The organism is Bacteroidota bacterium (assembly GCA_023957335.1).
Taxonomy (GTDB): domain Bacteria; phylum Bacteroidota; class Bacteroidia; order NS11-12g; family UBA955; genus JALOAG01.
In genome coordinates this window covers 1-26,221 of sequence record JAMLHC010000003.1, presented here as the reverse complement: position 1 = coordinate 26,221, position 26,221 = coordinate 1, and the positions used below count along the sequence as shown (strand labels likewise).

Sequence of the window (26,221 nt, the reverse complement as noted above, 5' to 3'; positions counted from 1 at the left end):
TCTTTGATTAGATTAACTTTAATAGTTTTCAATACGGGCAAAAGTACAGATATTTTTATTCCAACAAAATTTTTTTTGTGGATATAGTTAAGTAATTTAAGGATGAATGATCAATTGCTGATATCTATAATGTTTCCGTTCTTATATACCCTATATGTTTTCAACGGAAAGAGCGCGGGACCGTTGGATAGTTGACCGTCATATTGGAATTTAGAGTCGCAACATTTTTGAAAAACTCCGTTTTGCATACTCCCGCATCTAAAAGTATAATTTGAATCAATCTCTACTCTCGAACATTCGTCAAATGGTTGATAGGGACACATACGGTCAGTGGCATAAAATTCTTCGTCAAACCCATGAAAAAGTGTAATTCCTTTGTTGCCGCCATTTAAGTAAATATAATTGCCCGGTACTAATAATTCGTTATATAATGGCAAGTCCATATTGACCCTGATACTCACCGCAACATTCGGAATCATATTCTCGTCTTTGCGCTTATTGCAGGACGTGCTGAATAACAGTATTATGATTGTTGAAGAAAGAAAGGCTGTTAAAAGTTTTTTCATCTTAATATTCATAGAATCCTTTTTTTGTTTTTCTTCCATGAAATCCTGCTAAGACCTTCTGTTTTTGTAATCTTCCAGGTCTGAAACGGTTTTCGTAGTTAAATAAACCAAATAAACTTTCCGTCACAGCATAATTGGTCTCAACACCGATTAAGTCCATCAATCGAAAAGTTCCCATCTTAAAGCCGGAAGCTTCCAGCAGTTTATCAACAGCTTGAAAATCAGCAACACCTTCTTCTACTATTTTTAAGCTTTCAACATAATAATGTCTCGCTACTCTGTTGACTATAAACCCGGGAGCATCTTTTGCCTTTACACCTGTTTTGCCTAATAGACCAATAAATGTAAAGCAAGCCTGAACTACTTCTTTGGATGTACATTCGCCCTCAATGATTTCAACTAATTTCATGATATATGCAGGATTGAAAAAATGAATGCCAATCACTCTTTGAGGGCGTTCAATTCCGTTCGCAATTTGTGTGACGGGAATAGAGGAAGTATTGGTTGCAAGGATAGTTTCATGCGGATTTTGGGCTGCTACTTTTTTGAAGAATTCTTGTTTGATATCAAGCCTTTCGGGAATCGCTTCTATAATCAAATCGGCTTTAAGTTTGTTAAAATCTGAAGTAAAAGAAAGTTTAGATAATGCCATAGATTCTTGATGTTGCGTTAATTTTCCCAATTCCACAGCTTTGCTTAAATTCTTTTTGATTGTACTTTCTGCTTTTTGTAAAAACTCGTCTTTAATATCATACAACATGGTTTCAAATCCGGACATGGCACAAACTTGTGCTATACCCGCTCCCATAACACCGGAACCTGCAATCAATATTTTTTCTATTTCCATTACGTTGCAAAGATATAAAAATGCAAAACGCATTGAATTCTGCTTTTATCCTTACTTTTGAGAACTCAAAAATTGACTATCTAAACCGGCATGAAGAAAGCCCTCATTACAGGAATCACAGGACAAGATGGAGCATATTTAGCAGAATTTTTGCTCAAAAAGGGATATGAAGTACATGGTATAAAGAGAAGAAGTTCTCTTTTTAATACCGACCGAATTGACCATTTATATGAAGACCCGCACTCGCCCAATGCTGCCTTGAAACTTCATTATGGAGACATGACCGACAGCACTAATCTGATTAGTATTGTTCAAAATGTACAACCCGATGAAATCTATAATTTGGCTGCACAAAGCCATGTTAAAGTAAGTTTTGAAAGCCCTGAATATACTGCCAACTCTGACGCATTGGGAACTCTGAGGTTGTTGGAGGCAATCCGGATTTTAGGATTGACCGAAAAAACAAAAATTTACCAAGCATCTACTTCTGAGTTATATGGGAAAGTGCAAGCTATTCCTCAAACAGAGACCACGCCTTTCTATCCGCGCTCACCCTATGCAGTTGCAAAAATGTACGCGTATTGGATAACGGTCAATTATCGCGAAGCATATAATATGTATGCATGTAACGGAATTCTATTTAATCATGAGTCACCGGTCAGAGGTGAAACTTTTGTTACCAGAAAAATTACTAGAGCTGCAGCCAGAATAGCGCTGGGACTTCAAGATCAATGCTATTTGGGGAATCTGAATTCCAAAAGAGACTGGGGACACGCTAAGGATTATGTCGAAGCAATGTATTTGATTCTGCAACAGATTAAGCCCGAAGACTATGTGATTGCTACAGGGCAAACTACCGAAATCAGAGATTTTGCCAGACTTGCATTTGGTTATTTAGGGATTGACTTGGATTTTGTTGGTAAAGATGCTGATGAAAAAGGGATTATTGCCGGAATCAATGTTGAACGCGCGGTAGCATTGGGCTTAAACACTAAATTTTTGTCCAAAGGTAAAGTGGTCATTGCAGTAGATCCTAAATATTTCCGTCCGACCGAAGTTGACTTATTGATTGGAGATGCTTCAAAAGCACGACAAAAATTAGGATGGACACCTAAACACAGTTTGAAAGAACTCGTGGATGATATGATGCAAAGCGATCTAAACTTAATGAAAAAAGATGAATACCTCAAGGATGGAGGGTATGGTTACAAAAATTATTTTGAATAATTTATGGCTTTGAATATCACACTTTTTGATGATGCGGGTAGGGAGGATTTGTTTCCGCTTGCTTTGAGTCGGAGTTGTGCCGATTTTCGATGGGGAATATTGACTATCAAAGAAAAATGGGGGCATGAACTTGGAACAAGTGTACATTTAAAAACTGAAAATTATTTACAACCTTTATACGGTAATTATTCCAACACACTGTTTGTGAACAGCAGGTTGTTGCCAAACCAAGAAGTCATAGAATCAATTGCTAATCTGCAGGATGGAGATGCATTATATACTGACGGGGATATACTTCTTGCTCTTAAAGGCAATAGTGAGTTGAGAAAAATTAAATTTAAAGGTAATGTAGTGATGCTTAATCAACTTTGGGAAATTTTTCAATTTAACCATAGAGAAATAGAAGCAGATTTCCGAAGAGTAACCAATGGCAGGCAGTCGCAAAAAATCTCCAACACTAATAGAATCATTGGTTCAAACCTTGTTTTTCTTGAGGAAGGAGCAAGAGCAGAATGTGCCATTTTTAATACGGAGGAAGGTCCTATTTATTTAGCCAAAGATTCTGAAGTGATGGAAGGGGCAATGATTCGGGGTCCTTTTGCATTAGGCGAACACAGTCAAATCAAAATGGGAGCAAGGATTTATAGTGGTTCATCCTTTGGACCGCATTGCAAGGTTGGGGGTGAGGTCAGCAATAGTGTAATCTTTGGGTATTCAAATAAAGGTCATGAAGGATTTTTGGGAAATTCAGTGTTGGGAGAGTGGTGTAATCTTGGTGCAGATACAAATAATTCCAATCTCAAAAATAACTATGAACAAGTTAGGTTGTGGAATTATAGAAAGAAAAGTTTTGTGAAAACCGGTTTGCAATTTTGCGGACTCATTATGGGAGATCATAGCAAATCAGGAATAAATACAATGTTCAATACCGGAACTTTAGTTGGATTTTCCTCCAATATATTTGGTTCCGGTTTTCCCCGAAATTATATCCCATCGTTTACTTGGGGAGGTGCAAGCGGTATGGATACTTATGCCCTGCCCAAAGCACTGCAAACTGCTGAACGTGTGATGGCAAGAAGAGGAGTTCAGTTACAAGAAATACACAAAGAAATCTTTGGTTTTATCTTGGAATACGATATGCAGTAAGGGTTATTATGTAAATTTAAACCCTATAAGACATAGTTTTGTATCTTGAATCAGAAACTTGAATTGTCACGTTTCGCTTGTTAACATTTGATTATCTTTAAATTATAAAAAAAATATAATCTCTAAGTGATATTTATAAATCAGTATAGTGCTTGATATTTGAGAGAATTGGTATAAAAAAAGCCCCCTAAAAATTTTAGGAGGCTTTTTAATGAAAAAACTTAAAAGTTATCTTTCAAGTTGTTTAATTACTTTTTGTTGTAATTCAATAATTAATGATTGATAATCAACAATTTTGTTTGAGGAGATTTGTGAAGAACTTGAGCCATTTTGAGATGTAGAAGAAGTAACAGGAGCATGAGGATTTGTGATGCCTACATTGAACATGTCACCTTCGCCTAAGATTAGCCATGCGGGATTGATTCTGTCTCTAAAAGTCTCATAAACTTTTTGTATCACTTCAAAAGAAGGTTTTTTGCCTTTTTCGATGTAATTGTTAATGTTTTGGTAGCTAATTTCCAAAGCACTGCCCATTTTAGATTTGTTACCACCATAATAGGTTTCACAAATAGTTCTTAATCTTTCACTCGGTGTGTTTAACGCGTCAGTTGTCATTTTGATTTTAATTAAATATTCGTGTGCAAAGGTAGTTTTATAATGTAAGCATGCAAAGAAAGTCTGGATTTATTCCCCTAAAATATTGGATAAATTCGATAAAAAAATATTATAAAGTTAGAAAAGCTTGCGAGAGAAATAAGAGCCTGAAAATCAAGCTTCTCTATTCAGATCGAATTTCTCTAGATAATCGGCAACCCTTCTTACAAAAGCACCGCCTAAGGCACCGTCCACTACTCTGTGGTCATAGGATAAAGACAAGTACATCATGTGTCTGATTCCAATCATATCCCCCTGGGGAGTTTCTATGACTGCCGGTTTTTTTCTGATTGCACCCGTTGCCAAAATAGCAACCTGAGGTTGGTTGATAATGGGTGTACCCATTACATTGCCAAAAGTGCCTACGTTGGTGATGGTAAAAGTGCCGCCTGATATATCATCCGGTTGTAATTTGTTGTCTCTGGCTCTTGTTGCCAAGTTATTGACACTTTTTGTTAGTCCGGTCAAATTTAGATTGCCCGCATTCTTGATGACGGGTACAATCAGATTGCCACTTGGCAAGGCTGTTGCCATTCCTATATTAATTGCCTTACGCTTGATGATTTTATCTCCATCAAGACTGATATTAATCATTGGCATATCTTTGATTGATTTGACAATCGCTTCAATAAAAATGGGTGTAAATGTTATTTTTTCGCCTTCTTTCTTTTCAAAAGCATTCTTAATTTTATTTCTCCATATTACAAGATTTGTAACATCTGCTTCAACAAAAGAGGTAACGTGTGGCGAAACAGCCTTACTCATCACCATGTGTTCTGCAATGAGTTTTCGCATTCTGTCCATTTCTATTATCTCATCGCCCTCCATCAGAGTAATTTTTGGACCTTGAATACTTCTGGCTATCGTACCGGGCTCAGAAGTCGGAACAACTTTGGATATTGCATTAGCGGGTATTGATGCGGACTGTGTCTTGCCTCCATTATCAATAAATGCCAAAATATCTCTTTTGGTTACTCTGCCATTGGAGCCTGTGCCCGTTATTTTTTCTAAGGTTTCCATAGAAATACCTTCAGTACGAGCAATATTCAAAACAAGAGGGGAGTAAAATCGGCTTCCTTCCGAGTTTGATACAGATGCTGAACCGGCAGTGGATTGGGCAGTGTTAAACCCTTTTTCGATATCATGGATGGCTTTGTCAACAGAAACCGATTCAATTTGTTTGGAAGCAGGTGGTTCATTGGCAGGTTTGGTAGAAACTTCTCCCGCGTCTGATTCAATGCCAATGATGGCAATAGGGGCGCCAACAGGCGCAACCTGACCTTCGGCAAATAGTTTTTTAACTAAAATGCCGGACACAGTAGAGGGTACTTCTGAATCCACTTTGTCGGTAGCTATTTCAACGACAGCTTCGTCATTGGAGATACTATCACCTTCATTCTTGAGCCATTTAGTGATAGTTGCTTCGGCAATACTTTCGCCCATTTTTGGGAGGATTAATTCTACTTCTTTCACGTGTTATTGAATTAGTTAATTTTGAGAAGTGCAAAAATGCACATTTTTGTTTGGCTTGACAAACCCGATATCAAATTCAAAAGAAAAAGTACAACCCTTAGGCAACATTTTTAAATGTTATGGTGTCTATAGGACTGTAAAATACCTGATTTTTGCTGTCGGTTATTGTCTTATTGAACTGCGATGATGAAAGAGGAAGATATCATAGAAGGTTGCATAAGGGAAGACAGACAAGCACAAGAGGCATTATACAAAAGATATGCTCCTCGTTTGTTGGGTCTGTGCTGTCGATATGCTAATGATATGCTTGAGGCAGAAGATATCCTTCAAGAGGGGTTTATTAAGGTCTTTGACAATATTTCTAGTTTTGGCGGCAAAGGTTCGTTTGAAGGTTGGCTCAGAAAAATAATGGTCAACGAAGCTTTGAATAAGATTAGGGCAAGAAAAAAGAATCTGGATTATATGGAAGAAAGTGAGTTGGAAGCTCCTGATTTTAATATTCCGATTGAAAAAATTCAATTAAAAGAATTGTTGAATATGCTTGCCTTGATGCCTGAAGGGTATAGAATTGTGTTTAATATGTTTGCTATTGAAGGTTATAGCCATCAAGAAATTGCAGAACACTTGAATATCAGCCACTCCACTTCGCGCTCACAGTATGCTAAAGCTCGGAACTATTTTAAAAAACTGATTGATGAATTTGAAAATGTTAAGTTATGAATGAGAACAACTTTGAAAAGTTTGTAAAAGAAAAATTCCAAAACTATGAAGTCAAACCTTCAGCGGGTTTGTTTGAGAAGATTTTGGATGTACGCCAAAAAAATAGAGGAGGCATTGCTTTTTTTGGGTTGAAGTCTATGGCGCTGCTGATTTTAGGTTTGTTGCTCAGCGGGTCTTGGATTTTTATTAATACAAGGACATACAATGAATTAAAACCGGTGCCTAATCACACACACACTTCCATCGACAATAACAATAAAACAACTACATCTGATAAACACAAAGGTTCTGAAGAAAAATTAGTTGAATTGTCAGATGCTCACAAATTGAATCAAACTGACGAGTCTGATTTGCAAAATCATTCTTTGCAAGTGGAAAATTTAAAAACAAAGCCAAATAATCAATCTGCCGAAACAAATAGTCCTCAAGTTACTATTAATGCTAATAATAATGGCAGGGCAATCATCAAATCCAGTTCCGGTGAAATTAAAACTACAAATCCCACTGCTACGATTGGTTCTGTGAAAGAAAATAATGCCAACATATCATCAGCGAATATTTTTGAAGTCAATGCCCGCACCCAAGAACTGTCACGTGGTACAATTATAAGACAAGCTATATTGTATTATCAACTTCCTTTCCATTCATTAAGCAGTATTTTCTATCCTACGCTTTCATATAATTCTTCTTTTGTCAAGTCTGAAGATTTGCTCTATTCACCTATACCCTATAAAAGACCTCGCAGGCTCTATGAATCCTCTTTGTGGATAAAAGAAATTGAGGTTAATTTGGGTGCAGGAATGTGGTATGGAGCAAAGACTATTGACAATTTTGCCGAATCATCACCTTTCTCTGTGAATGCAAATATCAAAACTCGTTTTAAAGTGAGCACGCATTTAGATTTCATCACAGGTGTTTCATATTTATATAGAAGTTCTTCGGTTGCATACAGCAGAACTGAAAATAAGGAAGTAATGGAGATTGACACAGTGCATGGTTTTATTATAGACCCGGGAGCACCGCCAATACCTGTGGTTAGATTCGATACCTCCTACAATACAATTACAGGTTTCTACAAAGGCTCGGGTAAAAATATTTATAACCGATTTTCGCTTCCTCTGGGCTTGGAATACCAATTTGACATGGGCAGGCACTTGGTATATGCCAACGGAGGAATATTATTGACACTTGCTACTTACGACAAAGGACGTTGGCGCGCAGAAGCGAATCAGGAACTTGAAACTTTTGTCGGACAATCTAAACAAATTGCCACTGCATTTAACTCGGGCTTTTTTGCCGGAGTAGGCTATGGCTATGTCATCACACCGGAATTTACTTGGGTTGTTGAATCCAATTTTGCCATGTGGAAATTCAAGTCCAATCCTCTGGGTAAAGAAAAAATGAATCAGATGTTTAATGCCGGATTGAATACCGGGATCAGGTGGAAATTCTAAACATTTTTCTGAAAATTCTTATAAATTTGTTGCATGAAAGGATGGGCTGTATTGACCGCTTGCATATTAACAACGCTGTTGTCTTATTGTCAGACTAATCCATATTTAATCAAAAGTCAGAAATATGATTTTATCTTTAATCCGGTTGGACTATTTGAGTCTGAATCAAATGGCAGTCTATTTGTTCCTTCGTCCACTTCAAATCCGGTAATAGCCAATTCGGGTATTTGGGTTGCAGGGAAAATGCCGGATGGCTCACTCCGCGCTTCGATTAACCTGAATAAAAATATCACTGATTTTGATTATGGACCGTTGTCTATGTCGCAATCAACACACTTAGACTCAAGTAAGTGGTTTAAAACATGGGTCATTTCAAAAGATGAAATCAACATTCATATCAATTCGTATAAAAAGTCCGGATATATCGTGCCTCCTGCGATTGCAAACTGGCCTGTAAACCCGCCTGCCGGTTATGATGGGATATTAGCCCCTTTCAAAGATTGGAATGCAAATGGGGTTTATGAACCTGAATTGGGCGAAGCCCCTGTTGTAGAAGGAGATTTGAATGTTTTTACAGTCTATAACGATTACAATAAACCAAGAGTGCGAGCTGACAGTGGTTTGGGCGTTGAGATAAAACATTTTGTTTACATGATTGATAATCCAGAAATGAATCAGTATCTCATTCTAAACAGAGTGTTGGTTACTAACAGAAATAATTTTGATATACAAGCTTTCAAATTGGGTGTTTATGCCGATTTGCTACTTGGACAAGGCGATTCGAATTTTGTTAGAAGTTTTCCTCAACATAATGCAGTTGTGGGTTACTGTACCTCAAAATCTGATTCATTCTATGGGAATAATATTCCGTCTTTTGGGCTCATCACATTGAATAAACCTCTTGCAGGTTCTATATATCTGACTACGGATAATGATTTAGTTTCCGGGTTTCCTACTTCAGCAGAACAGATAAATAATTATTTGTCAGGACGCTGGCGCAATGGAAAAGCTTTGACTTATGGAGGCAATGGAATTGATGCAAGCACTCCGGTTAGGTTTGTTTATTCCGGACTGGATGATCCTCTTAATCACCCTTTCGAATGGGTAGAAGAGAATTCGGGAATTGTACCGGGTAAACGTAATTTTTTAGTTGCTTTTGATAGTATCAATTTGCTTGCCAACTTAACTTCTGAATACAGATTTGCCTATCAGATTATACCCAATTCAAATCATGATACTGCTCTCATTAGACAAAGGGTTTCTCAAACACAAACTACTTATTTAAAAGGGGATTTGACGGATATCCGTCCCATAAATAAACAAAATTCAATTATTGTGTTTCCAAATCCTTCACAAGGGTCTAACGAAATTTCAATACGGTCAGTGGAGCCCGTTTTGTCAGTGACTATATATGATATGTTCGGGAAAGTAGTCTATGAATTTGCACCTGCTACGCAATCCAATAGTGTGAAGATTGTGCCTCAACTTAGTTCCGGAATCTATTGTGCCCAAGTGGAAACAGCATCAGGTGTTAGGTTTGTTAAACTGAGTTTTAATTAAAGAGTTGTTTTTTTTGGAGTAGAAAGATTGTGTTGAGTATTGAAAATTATGTTTTAACTTTGTCTAAAGTTAAATGCATTGATGAAGCAACTTCTACCAATTGGCCTTTTTGTCGGATTTTTGCTATTGTTTCACTTGGAAACAAAGGCAAGTCACATTCTTGGTTCAGAGTTGAATTATGCATTTTCTGACGCAAATAATTTACAATTAAATCTGAAAATCTATCGAGATTGCAGCGAATGTAAGTTGAATGGAAATGGAGGCGGGGTCAATCCTGATAATTGTTCCGAAATTCCTCCGATTGATGTTTATGGTTTAGATAATTCAACCGGCAAAAGAGTCTATTTGACTTCAATTGCTATCACCAGAATAGGAATAGAGAATATTACAAATTCTTGTTTGGGAATTACAAACGCTTGTGATTTAACATCAACTCCGGATGTTATTAAAGGGATAGAAGTACACCAATTTTCTGCCTCATTTAATACCCTCTTATACGAAACCCAAGGGTATTGTCACTTTTATTTTACCACTACTGTTTTTTCGCGTTCAAATGAAATCACTCCTCCCAATGTGCCGATTGAAAAGTTTTTCAATTACTCTGAATTGGACATCTGTTCGGGTATAAGGTCTAACTCCATAAATTTATCTGTTGCACCAAAATTTTACGTTACCATGGGCTCGCCCATATATCATTCACCCGGAATAACATCGGGAGATGCTGACAGTATCAGTGTTAAGTTAGTTCCTGCATTGAGTGATTTTGGACAAGCTATTCAATACATCTCAGGGATGAGTTATAATCTGCCGTTTTTGGTGGCAAGTTGTGGCAGTATTGCTTGCGAGCCCAACCCAACAGCTAATCCTCCAACAGGATTTTATTTTGATGAACATACCGGAAATACGGTTTTTACTCCCCAAATCTCAGGTCAAGCAGGAACTTTGGTGTATGAGGTTACTAAGTGGGTACGCAATTCGTCAAATCAACTTGTAGAAGTAGGCAAAGTTCGTAGAGATTTTATGATTCAAACCATTTCCGGCTTCAATGCAGAACCTAAATTTGAGAGCCACCAATCGGAATTTAACTTGTGTACCGGAGTACCATTCACATTGAATATTCCTGTCAATGATAATCAGAATATTACCTATAAAATCTTGAACACTGTTACAGGTATGAGTTTTTCTCAATCTGCATCTATTGCACCTTCATACAATGGATTATTTGCGTGGACTCCACCCACAAATGTTGCAGGGAAAACATTTTTTGTAACAATAGAAGCAAAAGATGATAACTGCCCTTTAAGAGCAGTCAGCACAAAGACATATAAATTGAACGTGCTTGAGAATCCTTCTTTGTCTATCACTATTAATCCAAAATCATGCGGAAATATAGAACTGAGTCCATTGCCTAATTTATATCCCGATAATAAATACCTTTGGAGGATTACCTATCCCAATACAGTAACCAAGGAATTTTGGGGTAAAAAACAAAAAATTGAGCATTTATCGGGAGGCTTGTTAAACATTGAACTAAGTCTAAATCAGGTTTGTAAAGGCACAACGTTCAGCTCAATCTCTTTGCCGGTTTATACACCACCTGACTTTACACTTGATGCAGAATATATATCATGCCTTGGAACCGACATTACAATTACCCCTAAAAACCTTCAGGGTAGTCAACCTTTGCAATACTATTGGAACGATTCGCTTGGTTCAAACTCATTTAGTGCAAGTATTGGAAACATGGCATATTCTTTACAACTGAAAATTGAAGATAAAGATGGCTGTTTCAAAACCATTTCCACTGTTGTGAAACCTTTTCCAATCCTAAGACCGCAACTAAATGATTCCTCCTTTTGTGCTTTTGATTCGGGTAAGTTTGTACTAAATGAGCTTTTAGGAAAATCATTCTTAAAATATAATCATGGATTTGAGCTGAATGAAAGCGGTACTGTGATTTTGAATGACAATGGAGAATGGTACTTTTTGAAACAGAATTTCAATAAAGAACAGATTTCGTTCATGGTTTGGGTTGAGGACGAACACGCTTGTAAATACTATGATACATTTATAATTTCCAAAACATCGGGCATCCACTTCTCCCGGCTCAAGATAGGTGCTTATTGTAATACAGCATCTAAAGTCAATCTTTTTGAAGAGTATGGGTTGAAACCAAGTGACGGATTCTTTGAGTCTATTATTTTCGGGGCTATTGAAAACGACAAAGTGCTTAATCCTGCTGCATTCAGCCAATCCGGCACTTATGATATTTATTTTATGAGCTCCGCACAATATTGTTCTAAAGTTACAATTTTACAAGTTGATATTGAGGTTGCTCCTGATATTGCGTGGCTGCATAATCTCAATGACAAAGTTTGTAAGAATAGCGGCTTAGTGGAATTGAGCCCCCAAATAGAAGGTGGACAATGGACGGGACAAGGCGTTGAAGGTTTTAGTTTTAACCCCGCGAATCCGTTGATAAATGTGGGCGAGCAGTATTTTTTAAAATACAAGCAGGTGTCACCGGAATTAGGATGTGCTTCCTCTGATTCGTTTGCAATTTCGGTATATGATGCACCTTCTTTTGAAATTAATTTTGTGGATAATGCAGGTAATAAATTTGGAAATGAAGTATGTATCAACAACCCGGTCTTTATCAAGTTGATACCTCGTTTTAATATGAAAGACTTTCCGTTTGCATATACAAATGACTTACAAACTGACTTAGGCACAATTCAAGATATGAGGTTAAACCCTGATTCCAAAGGTGGAATTCATCATCTTGTACTTACTACTTTCAATGATATTTGTCCTGAAGTTTCCACTGCAAACGTGATTGATATGAGGGTAGTGCCTACAATGCAATCAAAAAATTCAAATACTGAGTTTTGTGAAAATGCGCAAGAAATTACAATTGATTATACTACGTTCAATACTCAGACTGTTGAATGGTATTTGAATTGGGCAAAGGTCGGTGAGACTAAAGATGTTATAGGCTCCTATATTTTAAAAGATATCAAAGCCGGTTCTTATGTGCTGATTGCCAAGCTTTCTAATGATGTTTGCCGGAATGAAGTAGAAATTATTAACCCCCTCAAAATATTCCCAACCCCGATACCCGTTATTGATGCGCTTCCATCTCAATATATTCCTTATGATATGCGCTTCATAAATGTGAAAGATGCCGGCAAATACTTATCAGATATTACAACAAGAAAATGGGCGATTGAAAACAAAGTTTATGAAAATCAGCTAGCACTCAATCATCGTGTTCAAGCGGAGGAAGGAGAGGTTTCTGTTCGTTTATATGTTCAAGATGTAAACGGTTGTTATGCTGAGACGGAAAGCATGTTTACGATTTCGCCACCGTTGGATTTGTATATCCCCAATGCTTTTAGTCCTAATGGTAAGGGACCGGAGAGCAACAATGTTTTTAAAGTTAATGCAGAACATTTTGATGAATTTCAAATGATTATTGTAAACAAATGGGGTGAGATTGTGTTTACCGCCTCTGACCCGAACCAAGGTTGGGACGGAACATTCTTGGATGCACAATTGCCAAGTGATGTTTACATTTATTACATTAAGGTAGTCAATCAATTAGGCGGAACTAGAGAGTTTAAAGGTACTGTAACTCTTGTCAGGTAATGGATTAAAACGATTGTAAATTATCCAAAATGCTCCCAAAGCTGATTTTTGGGATAAGGTGCTTTAGTTTTAATTGTTTTTTTGGTTACAGGGTGCTCGAACTCAATAGAACGTGCGTGTAAATAAATAGATTTATCTTGATTGGGTTTCTTTGCGCCATATTTCAAATCTCCAATAATATAGTTGCCATTTTTGAAAAGTTGTGCTCTGATTTGATGAAAACGCCCTGTTTCTAATTCAATCTCAAGCAAACTATTTCCGGCAAAATGCTTGAGTAATTGATAATGCAATACAGCCGGCTTGGTATTTGATTTGGGAGAATTACTCAAAATAGCTATCCTTTTTTCACCGTCTTTTCTGTGATAATGGGTCAGGGTTGCTGCATCTGCAGATGGAATACCGTTTACAATGGCATGATAAATTTTTCGTACCTGCCTGTCGCGGAACATTTCAGTCAATCTGCTCAACGCCTTGCTTGTTTTTGCCAGAACCACTAAGCCTGATACGGGACGGTCGAGTCTGTGAACCAAGCCCAAATACACATTACCGGGTTTGGCATCGCGCTCTTTTATAAAATCTTTGACTACATCCAACAGACATTCGTCTCCGGTTTTATCTCCCTGCACCGGTAATCCGGCAGGCTTGTTGAAGATAAGAATATGATTATCTTCAAACAGAATACGTTTTTTGATTTCCTTAAATTCCAAAGTGATTAGTAAATATTAACCTCAGGTGTAATTGAAATACCAAATGTATCCAATACGGACTGTTGAATTTGTTGAGCCAGTTGATAGATTTCACTTCCATGCGCACCGCCATAATTCACCAATACTAAGGCTTGTTTAGCATGGCTGCCACAATTGCCTATTCTTTTGCCTTTCCAGCCGGTTTGTTCAATCAGCCATCCGGCAGGGACTTTGGTCATGCCCGCTCCGCTAGGATACCCTTTGATATCAGGATGATTTTTTTGCAATGATTCAAATTGTGCAGTAGGGATACTGGGGTTTTTGAAAAAACTACCGGAATTTCCAAGTTCACGCGGATCGGGTAATTTACTTTGTCGGATTTTAATCACAGCTTTGCTCACATTCATTGGACTGATTTGTGATTCTGTAATTTGCATTTCACTCAAAGTTGCTTTGATATCACCGTATTCAATATGGTAGTGAGGCTGCTTGTTGACTTTTAGGGTTACAGCAGAAATGAAATATTGGTTTTTGTGTGTGGTCTTGAAAATACTGTCACGGTAGCCGAAATTACATTCTGCTGACCTAAAGGTTACGATGTTGCCATTGGATAAATCAATGGCTTCTAATGAATCAAATATGTCTTTGAGTTCTACACCATAAGCCCCGATATTTTGCATGGGTGCCGCACCAATGGTGCCGGGAATCAACGACATGTTTTCTACCCCGGACCAGCCTTGCTCTAACATCCAACAAACACTCTCGTGCCAACTCTCCCCGGACTTAAATTTTATCCAAACATGTTCTTGAGTTTCTTTTACTATCTCACGCCCCTTGATTTGATTGACAATCACAAGTCCGTCATAATCCGATGTGAAGAGGACATTGCTGCCACCACCGAGTATCAGTTTGTTTTGGTTTTTGAATGAAGGATTGGTCCAGATTCTCCAAAAATATTCTTGCGAAGTGATGATTGTCAATGCTTTGGCATTCACATCAAGTCCAAATGTTTGATAAGGCTTCAGCGAAACATTTTCGAGAATTTGCATGTGGCGAAATTATGATAAAAACAAGCTCATTTAAACTTCGATGGGTTCAATCATAATTCAATTTCTGAAACATATAACGCGACCATTACTCATGCTTTGCCATCAACCACAAATCCGCTAACACAAGCCATGTGAGTGCCTGCACGATTGGAACTGCACGAGGAACTACGCAAGGGTCGTGTCTTCCGCTTGCTTCTATAATCACGGGATTACCTTCGATGTCTATGGTCTGTTGGGGTTTGCCAATAGTGGCAGTCGGTTTGAATGCTACTTCAAACAGAATGGGCATGCCGTTGCTGATACCGCCTTGCAATCCTCCTGAGTGATTTGTTTTGGTTTTGTATTGATTAGATTCTGCCAGCCATTCATCATTGACTTCAGAACCCTTTCTGCTGCTCATCTCAAAGCCAACGCCAAATTGCAAGCCTTTTACTGCATTTAGAGAAAAAATGGCTTTTCCGATATTGGCTTGAAATTTCTCAAAAACAGGTTCTCCAAGCCCAATCGGACAGTTGAGTATTTGTGTAGCCACAATACCTCCCAAACTGTCTTTTTCATTTAAGGCTTGCGTGATAGCTTGTTGCATTTTCTCTGTGGTCGGGGGATGTGGACAGCGAATAGGATTGTCGGTTTGGCGTAATTGTTCTATGCTTAACCCATCAGGAATTTGATGAGTATAAATCTGTTTGACATAACTGAGAACTTCAATCCCCGAATTTTTGAGAAAGATTTCGGCAATTGCTCCTGCTGCTACCCAGCCTGCGGTTACTCTGGCAGATGCCCTGCCTCCGCCTCTATAATCGCGATTTTTGTATTTTTGTTGATAGGTAAAATCTGCATGAGAAGGACGGTAAACATCTTTCAAGTGCTTGTAGTCTTGCGGTGCTTGGTTTGTGTTCGGAATCCAGATTGTAATGGGACTACCGGTAGATTCTTGATTAAATACACCGGAAAGTATTTGAAATCGGTCATCTTCTTTACGCGGACTTACATAAGCTGAACTGCCGGGCTTTCTTTCATCCAGTCTTTTTTGGATGAACTCACTATCAATGGCAATGCCGGAGGGTAACCCGTCTATAACGACTCCTATGCCTGCACCGTGTGACTCGCCAAATGAAGTAATTCTAAAAATATTGCCCAGACTGTTGGATGCCATCGATGCGCAAAATTAGTAATAGAATTGGTTCGGCAGTGTGATTACACGAAGTTTACTTCTTGATTATCTCGTAAATAAATTCTGTGCTATATCCATCAACACCATAGGAGTTTGACTGAGCAGAGGAACCGCGCGTAGTCTGAAAGCTATTGTTTATAAACCTCTCTAAGGGATTGGAATTGGCTCCGCGAGAATTAGTGCCTTTGTTCTCGACTGTGGGTTGCAAATCTAAAGGAAAAGGGGAGGCAAAGCCTTTGAGCACAAGTTTTTCATAAGGCTCGCTGAACGAATAAACACAGCGTTTGAATACGTATGTTTGGTGTGCCGGAATCATGCGTTCTTGGTTGTTTAATTGGCAATTTTGGTGAGGGAAAAACGAAGCAATCTCGCCTTTGCTGTTAATTTCTACTATGCTGATATAAAGCGGATAACTACTTGTGTTGGTAACTTCTAACCACATTTGGTCTTTGCCGGGAACAACTTTTAAAATCCGGTTGGGTTCGTTGTTTTGATAATTTTCGGAGTTGACCGGAATTAAACGGAAAGAGAATTCGTAGTTTTGGTTGTTGAGTTGGAGGTTTTTGAGATACAAGCCTTGTGCATATTTAAAAATTTGGTTGTTGAGCAGGTCTGATTCTGATGCGCCTCGTGTGGCTACTGTGTTTTCTATGCTTTGTAAGCTTGATGTAATGGCAATCGTGTATGTACCTTTCAGATAAAGAACGGTTAAGTCAGATGTGAGTTGGTCTTGTACAATTTCGCCCAGATGATTTTTGTGCAAAAAATCCTCAACGCTTTCTATGATTTGAAGATTCTTGACCGACAAATCAAAAAATACTTTCACAAACATATCTCCGTAAGAAGGTCTGTTTACAAACACCCAAAGGTCTTTCTCTTGTTGTGCCGCTAAATTTCTGTCAAGTGTAACAACGGATTCTGTGTATTCAGCTCCATTAATTGTGCCTTTGGCAATCGCTTTGTTTGAATCGGCTTTGGTTACTCCTGAGGGCATTACCCAAACTTCTGTACCATCAAACAATCCATGCAATTTGCCGAATGGAATTAACAAAGAAGTCGGACTTTCTATTTTTTTGACGGTATAATATGTTTGTTGAGTTGTATAATTTCCACTGAATAATTCATAGTCAATATCGCCCTCAATTACAGGATTTTGATAAGGAGCCACAACTTGCATTTGCGCTTGTATTTTTGCAAATAACTGTCTGTATGTGGCGTCTTTTCCAAGGTGCGCCATAGCTTGTGAGAAAGAATAGCTGAGAGAGCCATAACCTTGATACTCATAATTGAGCTCATTGGCAGAAGCCCCTGATATCATGATGAATGGTGCAGCATCCGCATTTACCTTAGCATTTTCGATGAGTCCGCTTCCTTTTGGAGATTGTTTTGTGTCGGTTACACTCCAATCCGGTGGCACAAGTGCACCCCTGCCGCCTCTGGCTTTTTGACCGCGCGTCATGGAACCGGAATGACAACTGTCCATAATAAATAGAACTTGCCCTGTTTTGCCTACTTTGTTTCTGTAATTTGCAATAATATTTTCGAGTTCATCATCTCGTATATGATTTTGACCGTGGTATTGTTCGCTGTACTCCGCAAAGGCATCAAAAGGAACTAAGGCTTCATCAAGTCCGTCTGCTTCATCACCGTTGTCATCAAATATTTGCTGCCCGTGTCCGGAATAGTGTATCACCACTATGTCGCCCTTTTTTACCTTGTTCTGAAGCTGAGTCAAAGCCTCTAAAATTCCTTTTTTTGTGGCTGCACTGTCCGTCAGAACGTTAATGTCACTTTCAGCAAATCCCTGTCCTGACAACGCACTTTTAATCAAAGGAACATCTTTCAGTGAACTGATCTTACCCCATTTGGTTTCTGTCGGATAATCACCTATTGCAATAATCAAGGCATATTTTTTTGCAGTAAGTGAGAATGTATTGAGTAATATGACCAGGAGATAACAGAGTTTTTTCATAGTAATTTCAAACTGTGTGATTTGGTTTTCAATGACTGCTTCAAATTTAATTCAAAAACTCGGTTTTAATAAAATTAATGAAGGTATGAAAAATAATAATTATTTATTTTTGTCAGATTAAACCACAAGTAACATGAGACACATAATAAAGTACGGGTTTTTGGTGCTGCTATTGATACCAACCCTATTTGTTCAGGCACAAAATATTTCAAACAAAATAGAACATGCGCTGAGCGCGGTTGTTACTGTTTCTGTAGAAAAGGCAATGCCTTCCGGCAAAATGTTAATGGGATTTCGTGGTAAGGTAATGGAGGAAGCATACCAAAGATCGTTAGAATTAACTGATGCTGTCAGTTCTGGCTCCGGTTTTATTATCGAAAAAAATGGTAAAATGTATATTATCACCAATGCACATGTGGTTGAGAGTGCATCGGATGAGACGGGTAGCTTATATATTTATTCCTATAACAGAAAAAAATATGAAGTAAAAGTGTTGGGCGGTGATTCTTTTTATGACCTTGCCGTACTTGAATTTGTTGATAAACCGGGTAAAGAGTTGCTGACCTTGGCTTTTGCACCTCAACTACCTGCAATCGCTTCTAAAGTTTATGCCATTGGCAATCCGCTTGGCGTTTATCCCTACACTGTAACAGATGGAATTGTTAGTGCTGTCAATCGGGTTAGAGGCGGGGTTACAGGAAAATACGGCTTTATCCAAACAACTGCAACCCTCATCTGGGGAAACAGCGGAGGCCCATTGATCAATGAAGAAGGGCAGGTTGTAGGTATAAACTCTCAGATTGCGTTTGCAGATGCACCTGATGGAACATCTTTCCAGATGCAGCAAATTAATTTTGCCTTGGAATCTCCTTTAGCTATGAGGTTGGTGGATGATATTATTCTAAAAGGTAAACCCGTTAGAGCTTATTTGGGTATTGAACTCAAACAAAGATGGAGAATGGGGAAGACCAAAGAAGGATGGGGCTTGACAAGTCAGATTGATGAGCTTCCAATAATCTCCCGCCTTACACCGGGCACGGATGCTGCAATTAAACTCAGTACTTATATTGGATGGACTATTGCCGGGGTGAACGGGGTTGAAGTAAGGAATTTAGAAGAAACGCTCGGAGAATTTGAAAAAATCAAACCGGGTGAAGTAGTTAAACTGCGTATGTTCAACAAAGGAGCTTATTTGGATGCAAATATCAAATCGACCGAATTAGCCACTGAACACCTTGAGAAACTGGCAAGCATGGTACTACAACAAATCCCGAGTTTTACGGTGGATTTGAACTCCCCACAAGTAAAAGTATATATGGATGACAAGGTAAGAATGGGCAGTTCAAGAACCACGTACTTTATGACAAGCGGAGGTTCGTCCTCTAAAGATTTATGGCGTATCACAACGCTTGCCGATTTAGGTACATTACTTCGTATTTATGGTATGAGAGGAGGGGTGGAGTATGTTTTTGTTGCTGAGAATGATTATCATAATACGCCAAAAACCTATACTCAGTATTTTGGAGAAAAGGACGACATTTATCAGACCATGTTGTGGTATTGAAGCTATTTAACCAACACAAACGCAGCCCATTTGTAAGGCTCATTAGGGTATTTAGCTTTCATATATTTTTGACTTAACTCAAAACTTTCTTCAATATTTTTGATAGCAAAAAGTTTTCCGTAAAAATACTCCATAAACTCAGCAGTTTCTTTGTCAGGTACTTGCCACAGGCTCATAATCAGATATTTGACTCCGGCCATTTTGAACGAACGTTGCAATCCATATACACCTTCACTTCCTTTAATGTCTCCCAATCCGGTTTCGCACGCAGAGAGCACAACCAATTGTGTGTTGGGCAGCGAGATAGTAGAAACCTCATAAGAGGTCAGCACTCCATCATCCACACCAGCCGTTTGACCTTGTCCTCGCCAAGTGTTGTTAGCTCCCGCAAAGAGCAAACCCGAACGGTTGAGCGGATTGTCTGATGTCTTGAATGTGATTTGCTCTTGTCCCATCTTGATATTTTTGTTAATGTCTTGCTTGTTTTGCTTGGGGTCGGGAAAGAAAAATCCGTGAGTGGCAATATGCAGTACGCTTGGAGAATGTTTGCCGTTCAGGGCTTTGTATTGCTCTTCTAATGCGTTATTTCCAGAGAAGTACTCAATCCGTATTTTATTTCTTTCAGCAATATTTTTTATGTTCTGCACTTCGCTTAGAGTTCCTTGCAAATAGTCCCAAGATTCGCCTCCTCTTGTGGCTATGGGGGTAAATGAACCGGATGAAAATGTTCCGTTGTCTTTGATTTTACGCGCAGATGAAGCCATGATGTCAGACGACAAATCGTAGTTGACTCCGCCAAATAGGGCGAGATCGTTTAATTTGATGGTTTTATCATTGTCCAAAATTTTGGCGGTCGTGCTGACTTGTTTGAGTGAATATTTGTCTGAAAGGTATTTGCCGTCAGGAGTTACGATTGCTGCAAATGCAATTTGATTGAGAGTACCCGATGGGGAAAAATAAACAGTTTGCCCTCCTTTGATATATTTTTCAATGGGTTTCCACACCAAATCATAGATTTTGCTTAAATCATGTTGAACGGTAGAACTAGCAATTGAGCCTCTGTACAGATTGTTCACTCCGTTGACACCATTGCCGGCATTGCTAAGCAGATTGTCCATCTCATACTGATTAAACAAGGGTACAATGATGGGTTGTTTGTCGTCTTTGCGCACTATGATTGCTACGTAATGTGCGGTGTCTGACCATGTTGCGCCATTGTAATCTTCAAAATTAGCAAACTCAATAGCTACTTCCCAAGGCAGTAGTTTTTGTTGAACATCGCGCCACGTTGTTTTACCTATTTGCAGATTGTTGCCCAACTCTTTTGAATATTGCAGCAGACGTTTTTCAAGATTTTCTGCCTCTGTTTCCCATTTGGCTAAATTTGAACTTTGTTCTGCCACCGGTAATGTGTATTGTGCAGATAATTGAGATTTTTTAGTGAGCCACGCATCATAAATCTGCAAAACTTCAGGATTACTAATTTTTTCAATAGATTGTCGCATGGTTTGAGTAGAATACAAAATCAATCCTTTGTTCATTAGCTCTATGTCATAAGCAGTGCTTGCAACTTGTGGGTTTGTTTTGTAGTAGTTTGTAAAAAAATTCTGATAGGTAGGGAAATTGTATTCAACACTTTTTATGAATTTTTCTTTCTCTTGTTCCGAAAGGAAACTGAATGTTTGGGTGATTTGCATTTTGAGGTTTTCAAAACCTTCCTTGTAAAGTTGGAACGCCTTGTCTGTATTGCCTGTAACTTGATATATGCCGGCTAAATTGTTGAGACTCAGTCCGTAGCTCGGATGGTTCACGCCATACGTTGTTTTCTTAATATTCAAATCTTCTTCGTACAAAGGGAGCGCTTTTTCATATTGCCCCATAAAATCATACATGAGTGCAAGGTTGCCCAGTCCTACAGCGTATTCGGGGTGATGTTTGCCGAATTTTTTCTCAGTAATTTTAATGGATTCCTTATACAACGCTAAGGCTTTGTCATATTCGCCCTGATATCGGTATATATTAGCAATATTGTTAAGGGCTGTTGCGTATTGCGGACTCTCTTTGCCTACCGAACTCTTAAAGATTTTGAGTGATTCTTGGAATAAAGGCATTGCTTTATCATAATCTTCCATAGAGAGGTATAGATTAGCAAGGTTGTTCAATCCGGAACCATAGTCAGGGTGGTTAGTGCCAAGACTTTTCTTCTTGATTGCGATTGATTGCTCATACATGGCTAAAGCTTTGTCATATTGTCCCAAATGATGGTAAAGCCCCGCAATGTTGTCTAAGTATATACCATATTGCGAATTTTCTTTGCCGAGTGTTTTGGCAGTGATGTTTAAGGCTTCTTCATACATGGATAGAGCTTTGTTATATTGCCCCATTTTTTCATATAACATCGCAAGATTGTTAAGGCTTGTGCTATAACTTGCATGCTCTGTCCCGTAATTATTACGGGTGTTTTCTAATGCCGTTGTTAAATAGGATAAGGCTTTGTCGTATTGCCCGATCTGGGTATAAAAGATACCAATATTGTTGAGCCGTATTCCATACGAAGGGTCGCGTTCGCCAACCGCTTTTTTAGTAACTTCTAACGCCTCTTCATATAAAGGTTGTGCTTTGTCATATTCTCCCATATCATTATACAAAACAGCAAGATTACTTAACCTTATACCATAAGAAGGGTCGTCTTTTGGGAGGTATTTTTTAGCACATTCCAAGGCTTCTATAAACAAGGGGAGTGCTTTTTCATAATTTCCCATTCTTTGATATAAAGAGGCAAGGTTGTTCAGGCGTGTGCCATAATCAGGATGTTCTTTGCCTACGACTCTTAGCGTTACTTCTAAAGATTCAAGATACAGTGCAAGTGCTTTGTCGTATTGTTCTAAATTGTCGTACACTCCTGCAAGGTTGTTCAGGGCTGTTTCGTAATAAATATGATTGGTGCCGAAGGTTTTCTTTGTATAATTTAATAAATCATCCCCGGCAGTTAATGCTTTTTTGTTTTCTCCGGCATCATAATAATCCATCATGGTATTATTTTTAGCTTCCCAGACTTTTTCCTCGTCCGATAATGAGTAATTACCCTTGGTCTCGATACTTCCATTTTCTCTGTACCAAACCCAATCCCCTACCATCTCACCATTTTCGTAATATCCTTCGGTTTGCTTTCGCCCATTCTCATAGTAAGTTTCAATCTTGCCAACTTCTTTGCCTGCTTTGAATGTAGTTCGCATTTCAAGTTGTCCGGATTCGTAATATGACTCGAAACTGCCGTCCAATTCATCTAATACATACGCGCACTTGATTTGAATTTTTCCGTTTCTGTAATAAGCCGTACATGCACCATCAAATACATCAGGGTCAATGGAAAGGAGCGTGCCTTCCCATTGAATCTTCCCGCCCGGATAGTAATCGCGCACAATTCCTTGGGGTTTGCCATTTTTGAAAAATATTTTTCGATAATAATATGTTTCTTCAATCCGCTGAACCATGTTATCCGAAGAGTCATACCAAAGAACCCAATCTCCTTCTCGCTGTCCATTGATCATTTTGTTGGGACTCATGGGCGGAATCTGTTGAGCAGACAGATAGAAGGGGAGGGTGAAGAAAATGAATAATAGTGTATTTTTCATACCCAATTAGATTTGAAGTTACAAACTTATTAAAAAACGAGTTTAATAATTATTTTTTTAGTAATGGCGGATGATAAGGGATGATTAAGGTGTAAGCTACACTCACGGCTGCACAAATAAAGAATATTGAATTTTTGTAGTATTATAGATATTTTGATGAAGGTGTTTGGAGTGATGGGTGACAACGGTTTGAAGCCTTGCGAGGGAGCGGATTTTAGCACTAACGCTCAATCAAAGAACCGAACTTCAAATTTAACAAAAATGTTGATGCGAAGACGTTATCCCGCTCTCTTGCAAAAACCCTTGTTGGATGCTGGTGTGGTTTCTGTCCGCTTGTTGTTTTTTATTTTTTTGAAGCATAGGAAAATTTTTTTAAAACCAATTTTCCTTGCGTTGGCTTGTGCGGTTTGCAATTTTTAAATCACGAACACCTTTTGGAAAATAAAAAAGACGTGAGTAAATGTGCCACCAAAAGCATTGGCTTATTTTTCAATTATTTTCCAATATCCTGTTTTGTCGCTGCCGATGCGTTCTATGACACCCGATTTTTTAAGTTCCTGAATATGTCTCTTTATTGTTGCTGTGGAATAGCCTGTCTTTTCAGCAAGTTGAGTATAATTTGCTTTGGGGTTTTGTCGTAATTGTTGCAAGATGTTTGCTTTTACAGGGTCATTTCCAAGGTCGTTTTCTGCTTTTACAGGGTCATTTTGCGTGTTTACAAGGTCAGCGTACTGAACGTGCATTTCTCTGTTTTTAAGCAAATAATTTTCTTTGAGTAATAAGTTTGATAGAAAGCGAAGAAGAAACTTTTCAGTTTTGTAAATGCTTTTGGATAAATCTTCGTAGTTCGCTCTCACCAATGCATTGCGGAAATACCAAGAGTTTTCGGCAAACAAATCATTATTCACTTCTTTAAACCCCAATTTGCGTAAATACTTGATTAAGAAAATGGCTGTTGTTCGTGTGTTACCTTCGCCAAAAATGTGAATTTGCCACAAGTAAGAAATGTAATGTGCAATGTGTTCAATAATTTCCTGCTCGCTTAATCCTTTGTAGCTGAATTTTTTCTCTTGCTCAAAATCATATTCCAACGTTGCTTTCAGACTGTTGGCACTTGCGTAGAGAACTGTTTCGCCACTCAGCACCCATGCTTTTTTTGTGATGTTGTAATTACGAATTTTTCCTGCGAATTTGTAAATGCCCGTGAACAATCTGCGATGGATGGACAAATATTCGGCAGGCGAAAAAGTGAAAGTTTGTTCGCTTAACATTTCGGCAATACGTGCCGAAACTTTATCGGCTTCTTCGGTGCGGTCTTCGGTTGTTTGGGTGGGGTGCTGTTGGTAGTAATTGTCAATGCGTTTTTTTACTTCGTCAATAGTAATATCGCCTTCAATGTTTTGTTTGGCGGTTGCTATCAAATAATCAGACGGTTTCAGTCCATCCACTTGTTGCAAGCCGATTGCCGTTTTCCAAACTTTCGCTTTTTCTGCTTTGTTCGGTTCGCCTTGTCTTAAATATTCATCAAAGTTTTCCATTTACCTTGCCTGTACGCTGTATTTAGTGTTACTAATACCATTACAAAGATAGCAATTTTCAGAGGCAAGTTAATGTGTTCGTGTTTAATCTTTCGCCTTTCACAAAACTGCTTACGGTCAATCTGTGTACACCCAAAATTCTGCCGATTACGGAATACGACACTTTTTTGTCTAACAATTCTTGTATTTTTTTCAGCCGTGGTTGGTGTTGTCACCAACCACTCCTGAATGTTGAGTATCCATATTTTATTGAATGAAAATGGCATAATTGATTGTTCTAATGTATAATTAAAAACCGTTCAAACGGTTTTTGTTTTTGCATTTTCATCAATAGCCCACGGTTTAAACCGTGGGCTATTGATGTGCACGAATGTATTTACAATGGTTTTAACCATTTTCTGCTGATTTTTAGGAGTGGTGGGTGACAAAACCAACCACGGCTGAAAATTTTTTTCTAAAAATTGTTGGCTTAGATACTTCCTGCTGAAGCAGGAAACTCAGCCTGACAATTTTTTTGGATTGGCAACAACACCAACTACGACTGAATGATATTTGACGATGGAACCTCCCCCCCCCATTGTGCCGAGCCTGTGTTATGACCGGTTGGTTTATTCCTTTTCATTGGTATCAAATATTACTTGTTGATTTGGATTGATTCATTTTTATGAATAGTCCTTCCTTTATGTATAAATGATAATTTGTCTATTCTTACGTTCGGGTCGTTTTCATGGCATCCTTTTATTTTCTCTTGAGATTTTTTAATTTCAATATTTAATAGCGTGTCTTTTCCGGTGTGCCAATCAAAAATGAGCGTACAGTTGTCAAGGTAACTCGCATAATATCCAAGTTGATTTGATAAATCCGTGTCAGTAATAATCTCATTTGTTGAACGAGCTTCATTAGCCCAAAGGATATTTCTCATAATAAAAGTGTCAATTGAGCTTGTATTTGAATTGTCAACTCGGTATACTAAAATGTTGTTTATTTCAGTAATTGTGAAACCTTTAAATTCAATAGGTATTTCCACGATTTCTCCAATTCTTAAACTTTGATTGCAAGGTTTTTTACAAGCAAAAAATATTGACATAATGATAAACGTTACAAGTGGGTTCTTAATTAATTTCATATTAGTCTGTTGTGTTCTTTCAATTACCTATAACGTCCGGGTATTGCCGAAGTGGCGGATTTTCAGCACCAAAGTTCATTCGAAGCATTGAACCGCCACGTTTGCCAAACCGCTGTACCTGTTGCACGACTCAAAAGTAAAATAAAAATTAGAATACAAAAAATGCCATAACAATTTGATAG

Annotated in this window: 18 protein-coding genes and 1 pseudogene; 7 read left to right on the top strand and 12 right to left on the bottom strand. The window is 38.3% G+C overall.

Features of this window, described 5'->3' with window-relative positions; translation table 11 throughout:
* Positions 1–110: 110 nt before the first annotated feature.
* Positions 111–566 (bottom strand): hypothetical protein, encoded by a 456-nt coding sequence (locus M9892_06110; protein MCO5253916.1) that lies wholly within the window; start codon positions 564–566, stop codon positions 111–113.
* A gap of 1 nt (position 567) precedes the next feature.
* A complete protein-coding gene (locus M9892_06105) occupies positions 568–1,413 on the bottom strand; it encodes a 3-hydroxyacyl-CoA dehydrogenase NAD-binding domain-containing protein (protein MCO5253915.1) in 846 nt (281 codons plus the stop codon).
* Positions 1,414–1,503: 90 nt separating this feature from the next.
* Here M9892_06105 and gmd point away from each other — a divergent pair, with 90 nt between their 5' ends.
* Complete coding sequence (gene gmd / locus M9892_06100; GenBank protein MCO5253914.1) at positions 1,504–2,640, top strand: GDP-mannose 4,6-dehydratase; 1,137 nt, start codon at positions 1,504–1,506, stop codon at positions 2,638–2,640.
* A gap of 3 nt (positions 2,641–2,643) precedes the next feature.
* A complete protein-coding gene (locus M9892_06095; protein MCO5253913.1) occupies positions 2,644–3,786 on the top strand; it encodes a GlmU family protein in 1,143 nt (380 codons plus the stop codon).
* Positions 3,787–4,014: 228 nt separating this feature from the next.
* Here M9892_06095 and M9892_06090 read toward each other — a convergent pair whose 3' ends face one another.
* Together M9892_06090 and M9892_06085 are read right to left on the bottom strand one after the other, a co-directional pair.
* Positions 4,015–4,401: a helix-turn-helix domain containing protein gene (locus M9892_06090; GenBank protein MCO5253912.1), complete on the bottom strand. Its 387-nt coding sequence runs from the start codon at positions 4,399–4,401 to the stop codon at positions 4,015–4,017.
* Positions 4,402–4,554: 153 nt separating this feature from the next.
* On the bottom strand, positions 4,555–5,913 hold the full coding sequence (locus M9892_06085) for a 2-oxo acid dehydrogenase subunit E2 (GenBank protein MCO5253911.1): 1,359 nt from the start codon (positions 5,911–5,913) through the stop codon (positions 4,555–4,557).
* A 183-nt stretch (positions 5,914–6,096) separates the two neighbouring features.
* Here M9892_06085 and M9892_06080 point away from each other — a divergent pair, with 183 nt between their 5' ends.
* The 4 genes from M9892_06080 to M9892_06065 all read left to right on the top strand — a co-directional run bounded on the left by M9892_06080 (position 6,097) and on the right by M9892_06065 (position 13,295).
* Positions 6,097–6,633 carry an RNA polymerase sigma factor gene (locus M9892_06080; GenBank protein MCO5253910.1) on the top strand — a complete coding sequence of 179 codons (537 nt, stop codon included), beginning with the start codon at positions 6,097–6,099 and terminating at the stop codon, positions 6,631–6,633.
* Positions 6,630–8,087 (top strand): hypothetical protein, encoded by a 1,458-nt coding sequence (locus M9892_06075; protein MCO5253909.1) that lies wholly within the window; start codon positions 6,630–6,632, stop codon positions 8,085–8,087. The genes M9892_06080 and M9892_06075 overlap by 4 nt, the downstream gene beginning before the upstream one ends.
* 33 nt (positions 8,088–8,120) lie before the next feature.
* Positions 8,121–9,647, top strand: a complete 1,527-nt coding sequence (locus M9892_06070) for a T9SS type A sorting domain-containing protein (GenBank protein ID MCO5253908.1) — start codon at positions 8,121–8,123, stop codon at positions 9,645–9,647.
* A 135-nt stretch (positions 9,648–9,782) separates the two neighbouring features.
* Positions 9,783–13,295: a gliding motility-associated C-terminal domain-containing protein gene (locus M9892_06065; GenBank protein MCO5253907.1), complete on the top strand. Its 3,513-nt coding sequence runs from the start codon at positions 9,783–9,785 to the stop codon at positions 13,293–13,295.
* A gap of 20 nt (positions 13,296–13,315) precedes the next feature.
* Here M9892_06065 and M9892_06060 read toward each other — a convergent pair whose 3' ends face one another.
* The 4 genes from M9892_06060 to M9892_06045 form a co-directional block, all read right to left on the bottom strand.
* Positions 13,316–14,002: an RluA family pseudouridine synthase gene (locus M9892_06060; protein ID MCO5253906.1), complete on the bottom strand. Its 687-nt coding sequence runs from the start codon at positions 14,000–14,002 to the stop codon at positions 13,316–13,318.
* A gap of 5 nt (positions 14,003–14,007) precedes the next feature.
* Complete coding sequence (murB, locus tag M9892_06055) at positions 14,008–15,030, bottom strand: UDP-N-acetylmuramate dehydrogenase (protein ID MCO5253905.1); 1,023 nt, start codon at positions 15,028–15,030, stop codon at positions 14,008–14,010.
* A gap of 85 nt (positions 15,031–15,115) precedes the next feature.
* Entirely contained in the window at positions 15,116–16,186 is a 1,071-nt protein-coding gene (aroC, locus tag M9892_06050; protein ID MCO5253904.1) for a chorismate synthase, read from the bottom strand.
* A 52-nt stretch (positions 16,187–16,238) separates the two neighbouring features.
* Positions 16,239–18,176, bottom strand: a complete 1,938-nt coding sequence (locus M9892_06045) for a caspase family protein (protein ID MCO5253903.1) — start codon at positions 18,174–18,176, stop codon at positions 16,239–16,241.
* Positions 18,177–18,309: 133 nt separating this feature from the next.
* Here M9892_06045 and M9892_06040 point away from each other — a divergent pair, with 133 nt between their 5' ends.
* Complete coding sequence (locus M9892_06040) at positions 18,310–19,740, top strand: S1C family serine protease (GenBank protein ID MCO5253902.1); 1,431 nt, start codon at positions 18,310–18,312, stop codon at positions 19,738–19,740.
* A gap of 2 nt (positions 19,741–19,742) precedes the next feature.
* Here the strand turns inward: M9892_06040 and M9892_06035 are convergent, their stop codons facing one another.
* The 4 genes and pseudogenes from M9892_06035 to M9892_06020 form a co-directional block, all read right to left on the bottom strand.
* A complete protein-coding gene (locus tag M9892_06035) occupies positions 19,743–23,375 on the bottom strand; it encodes a tetratricopeptide repeat protein (GenBank protein MCO5253901.1) in 3,633 nt (1,210 codons plus the stop codon).
* Positions 23,376–23,857: 482 nt separating this feature from the next.
* A complete protein-coding gene (locus M9892_06030; protein MCO5253900.1) occupies positions 23,858–24,913 on the bottom strand; it encodes a Fic family protein in 1,056 nt (351 codons plus the stop codon).
* Between the two features lie 58 nt (positions 24,914–24,971).
* Positions 24,972–25,106, bottom strand: a pseudogene (locus M9892_06025) (invertase).
* Positions 25,107–25,547: 441 nt separating this feature from the next.
* Positions 25,548–26,039 (bottom strand): hypothetical protein, encoded by a 492-nt coding sequence (locus tag M9892_06020; GenBank protein MCO5253899.1) that lies wholly within the window; start codon positions 26,037–26,039, stop codon positions 25,548–25,550.
* Positions 26,040–26,221 lie beyond the last annotated feature (182 nt).

What these genes read in the sequence shown, in the direction of transcription:
- M9892_06095 (MCO5253913.1), top strand. Translation starts at nt 2,644, where the DNA reads ATGGCTTTGAATATCACACTTTTTGATGATGCGGGTAGGGAGGATTTG.
- M9892_06070 (MCO5253908.1), top strand. Translation starts at nt 8,121, where the DNA reads ATGAAAGGATGGGCTGTATTGACCGCTTGCATATTAACAACGCTGTTG.
- M9892_06020 (MCO5253899.1), bottom strand. Translation starts at nt 26,039, where the DNA reads ATGAAATTAATTAAGAACCCACTTGTAACGTTTATCATTATGTCAATA.
- M9892_06045 (MCO5253903.1), bottom strand. Translation starts at nt 18,176, where the DNA reads ATGAAAAAACTCTGTTATCTCCTGGTCATATTACTCAATACATTCTCA.
- M9892_06090 (MCO5253912.1), bottom strand. Translation starts at nt 4,401, where the DNA reads ATGACAACTGACGCGTTAAACACACCGAGTGAAAGATTAAGAACTATT.
- M9892_06075 (MCO5253909.1), top strand. Translation starts at nt 6,630, where the DNA reads ATGAATGAGAACAACTTTGAAAAGTTTGTAAAAGAAAAATTCCAAAAC.
- M9892_06105 (MCO5253915.1), bottom strand. Translation starts at nt 1,413, where the DNA reads ATGGAAATAGAAAAAATATTGATTGCAGGTTCCGGTGTTATGGGAGCG.
- gmd (MCO5253914.1), top strand. Translation starts at nt 1,504, where the DNA reads ATGAAGAAAGCCCTCATTACAGGAATCACAGGACAAGATGGAGCATAT.
- aroC (MCO5253904.1), bottom strand. Translation starts at nt 16,186, where the DNA reads ATGGCATCCAACAGTCTGGGCAATATTTTTAGAATTACTTCATTTGGC.
- M9892_06110 (MCO5253916.1), bottom strand. Translation starts at nt 566, where the DNA reads ATGAAAAAACTTTTAACAGCCTTTCTTTCTTCAACAATCATAATACTG.
- M9892_06030 (MCO5253900.1), bottom strand. Translation starts at nt 24,913, where the DNA reads ATGGAAAACTTTGATGAATATTTAAGACAAGGCGAACCGAACAAAGCA.
- murB (MCO5253905.1), bottom strand. Translation starts at nt 15,030, where the DNA reads ATGCAAATTCTCGAAAATGTTTCGCTGAAGCCTTATCAAACATTTGGA.
- M9892_06080 (MCO5253910.1), top strand. Translation starts at nt 6,097, where the DNA reads ATGATGAAAGAGGAAGATATCATAGAAGGTTGCATAAGGGAAGACAGA.
- M9892_06035 (MCO5253901.1), bottom strand. Translation starts at nt 23,375, where the DNA reads ATGAAAAATACACTATTATTCATTTTCTTCACCCTCCCCTTCTATCTG.
- M9892_06040 (MCO5253902.1), top strand. Translation starts at nt 18,310, where the DNA reads ATGAGACACATAATAAAGTACGGGTTTTTGGTGCTGCTATTGATACCA.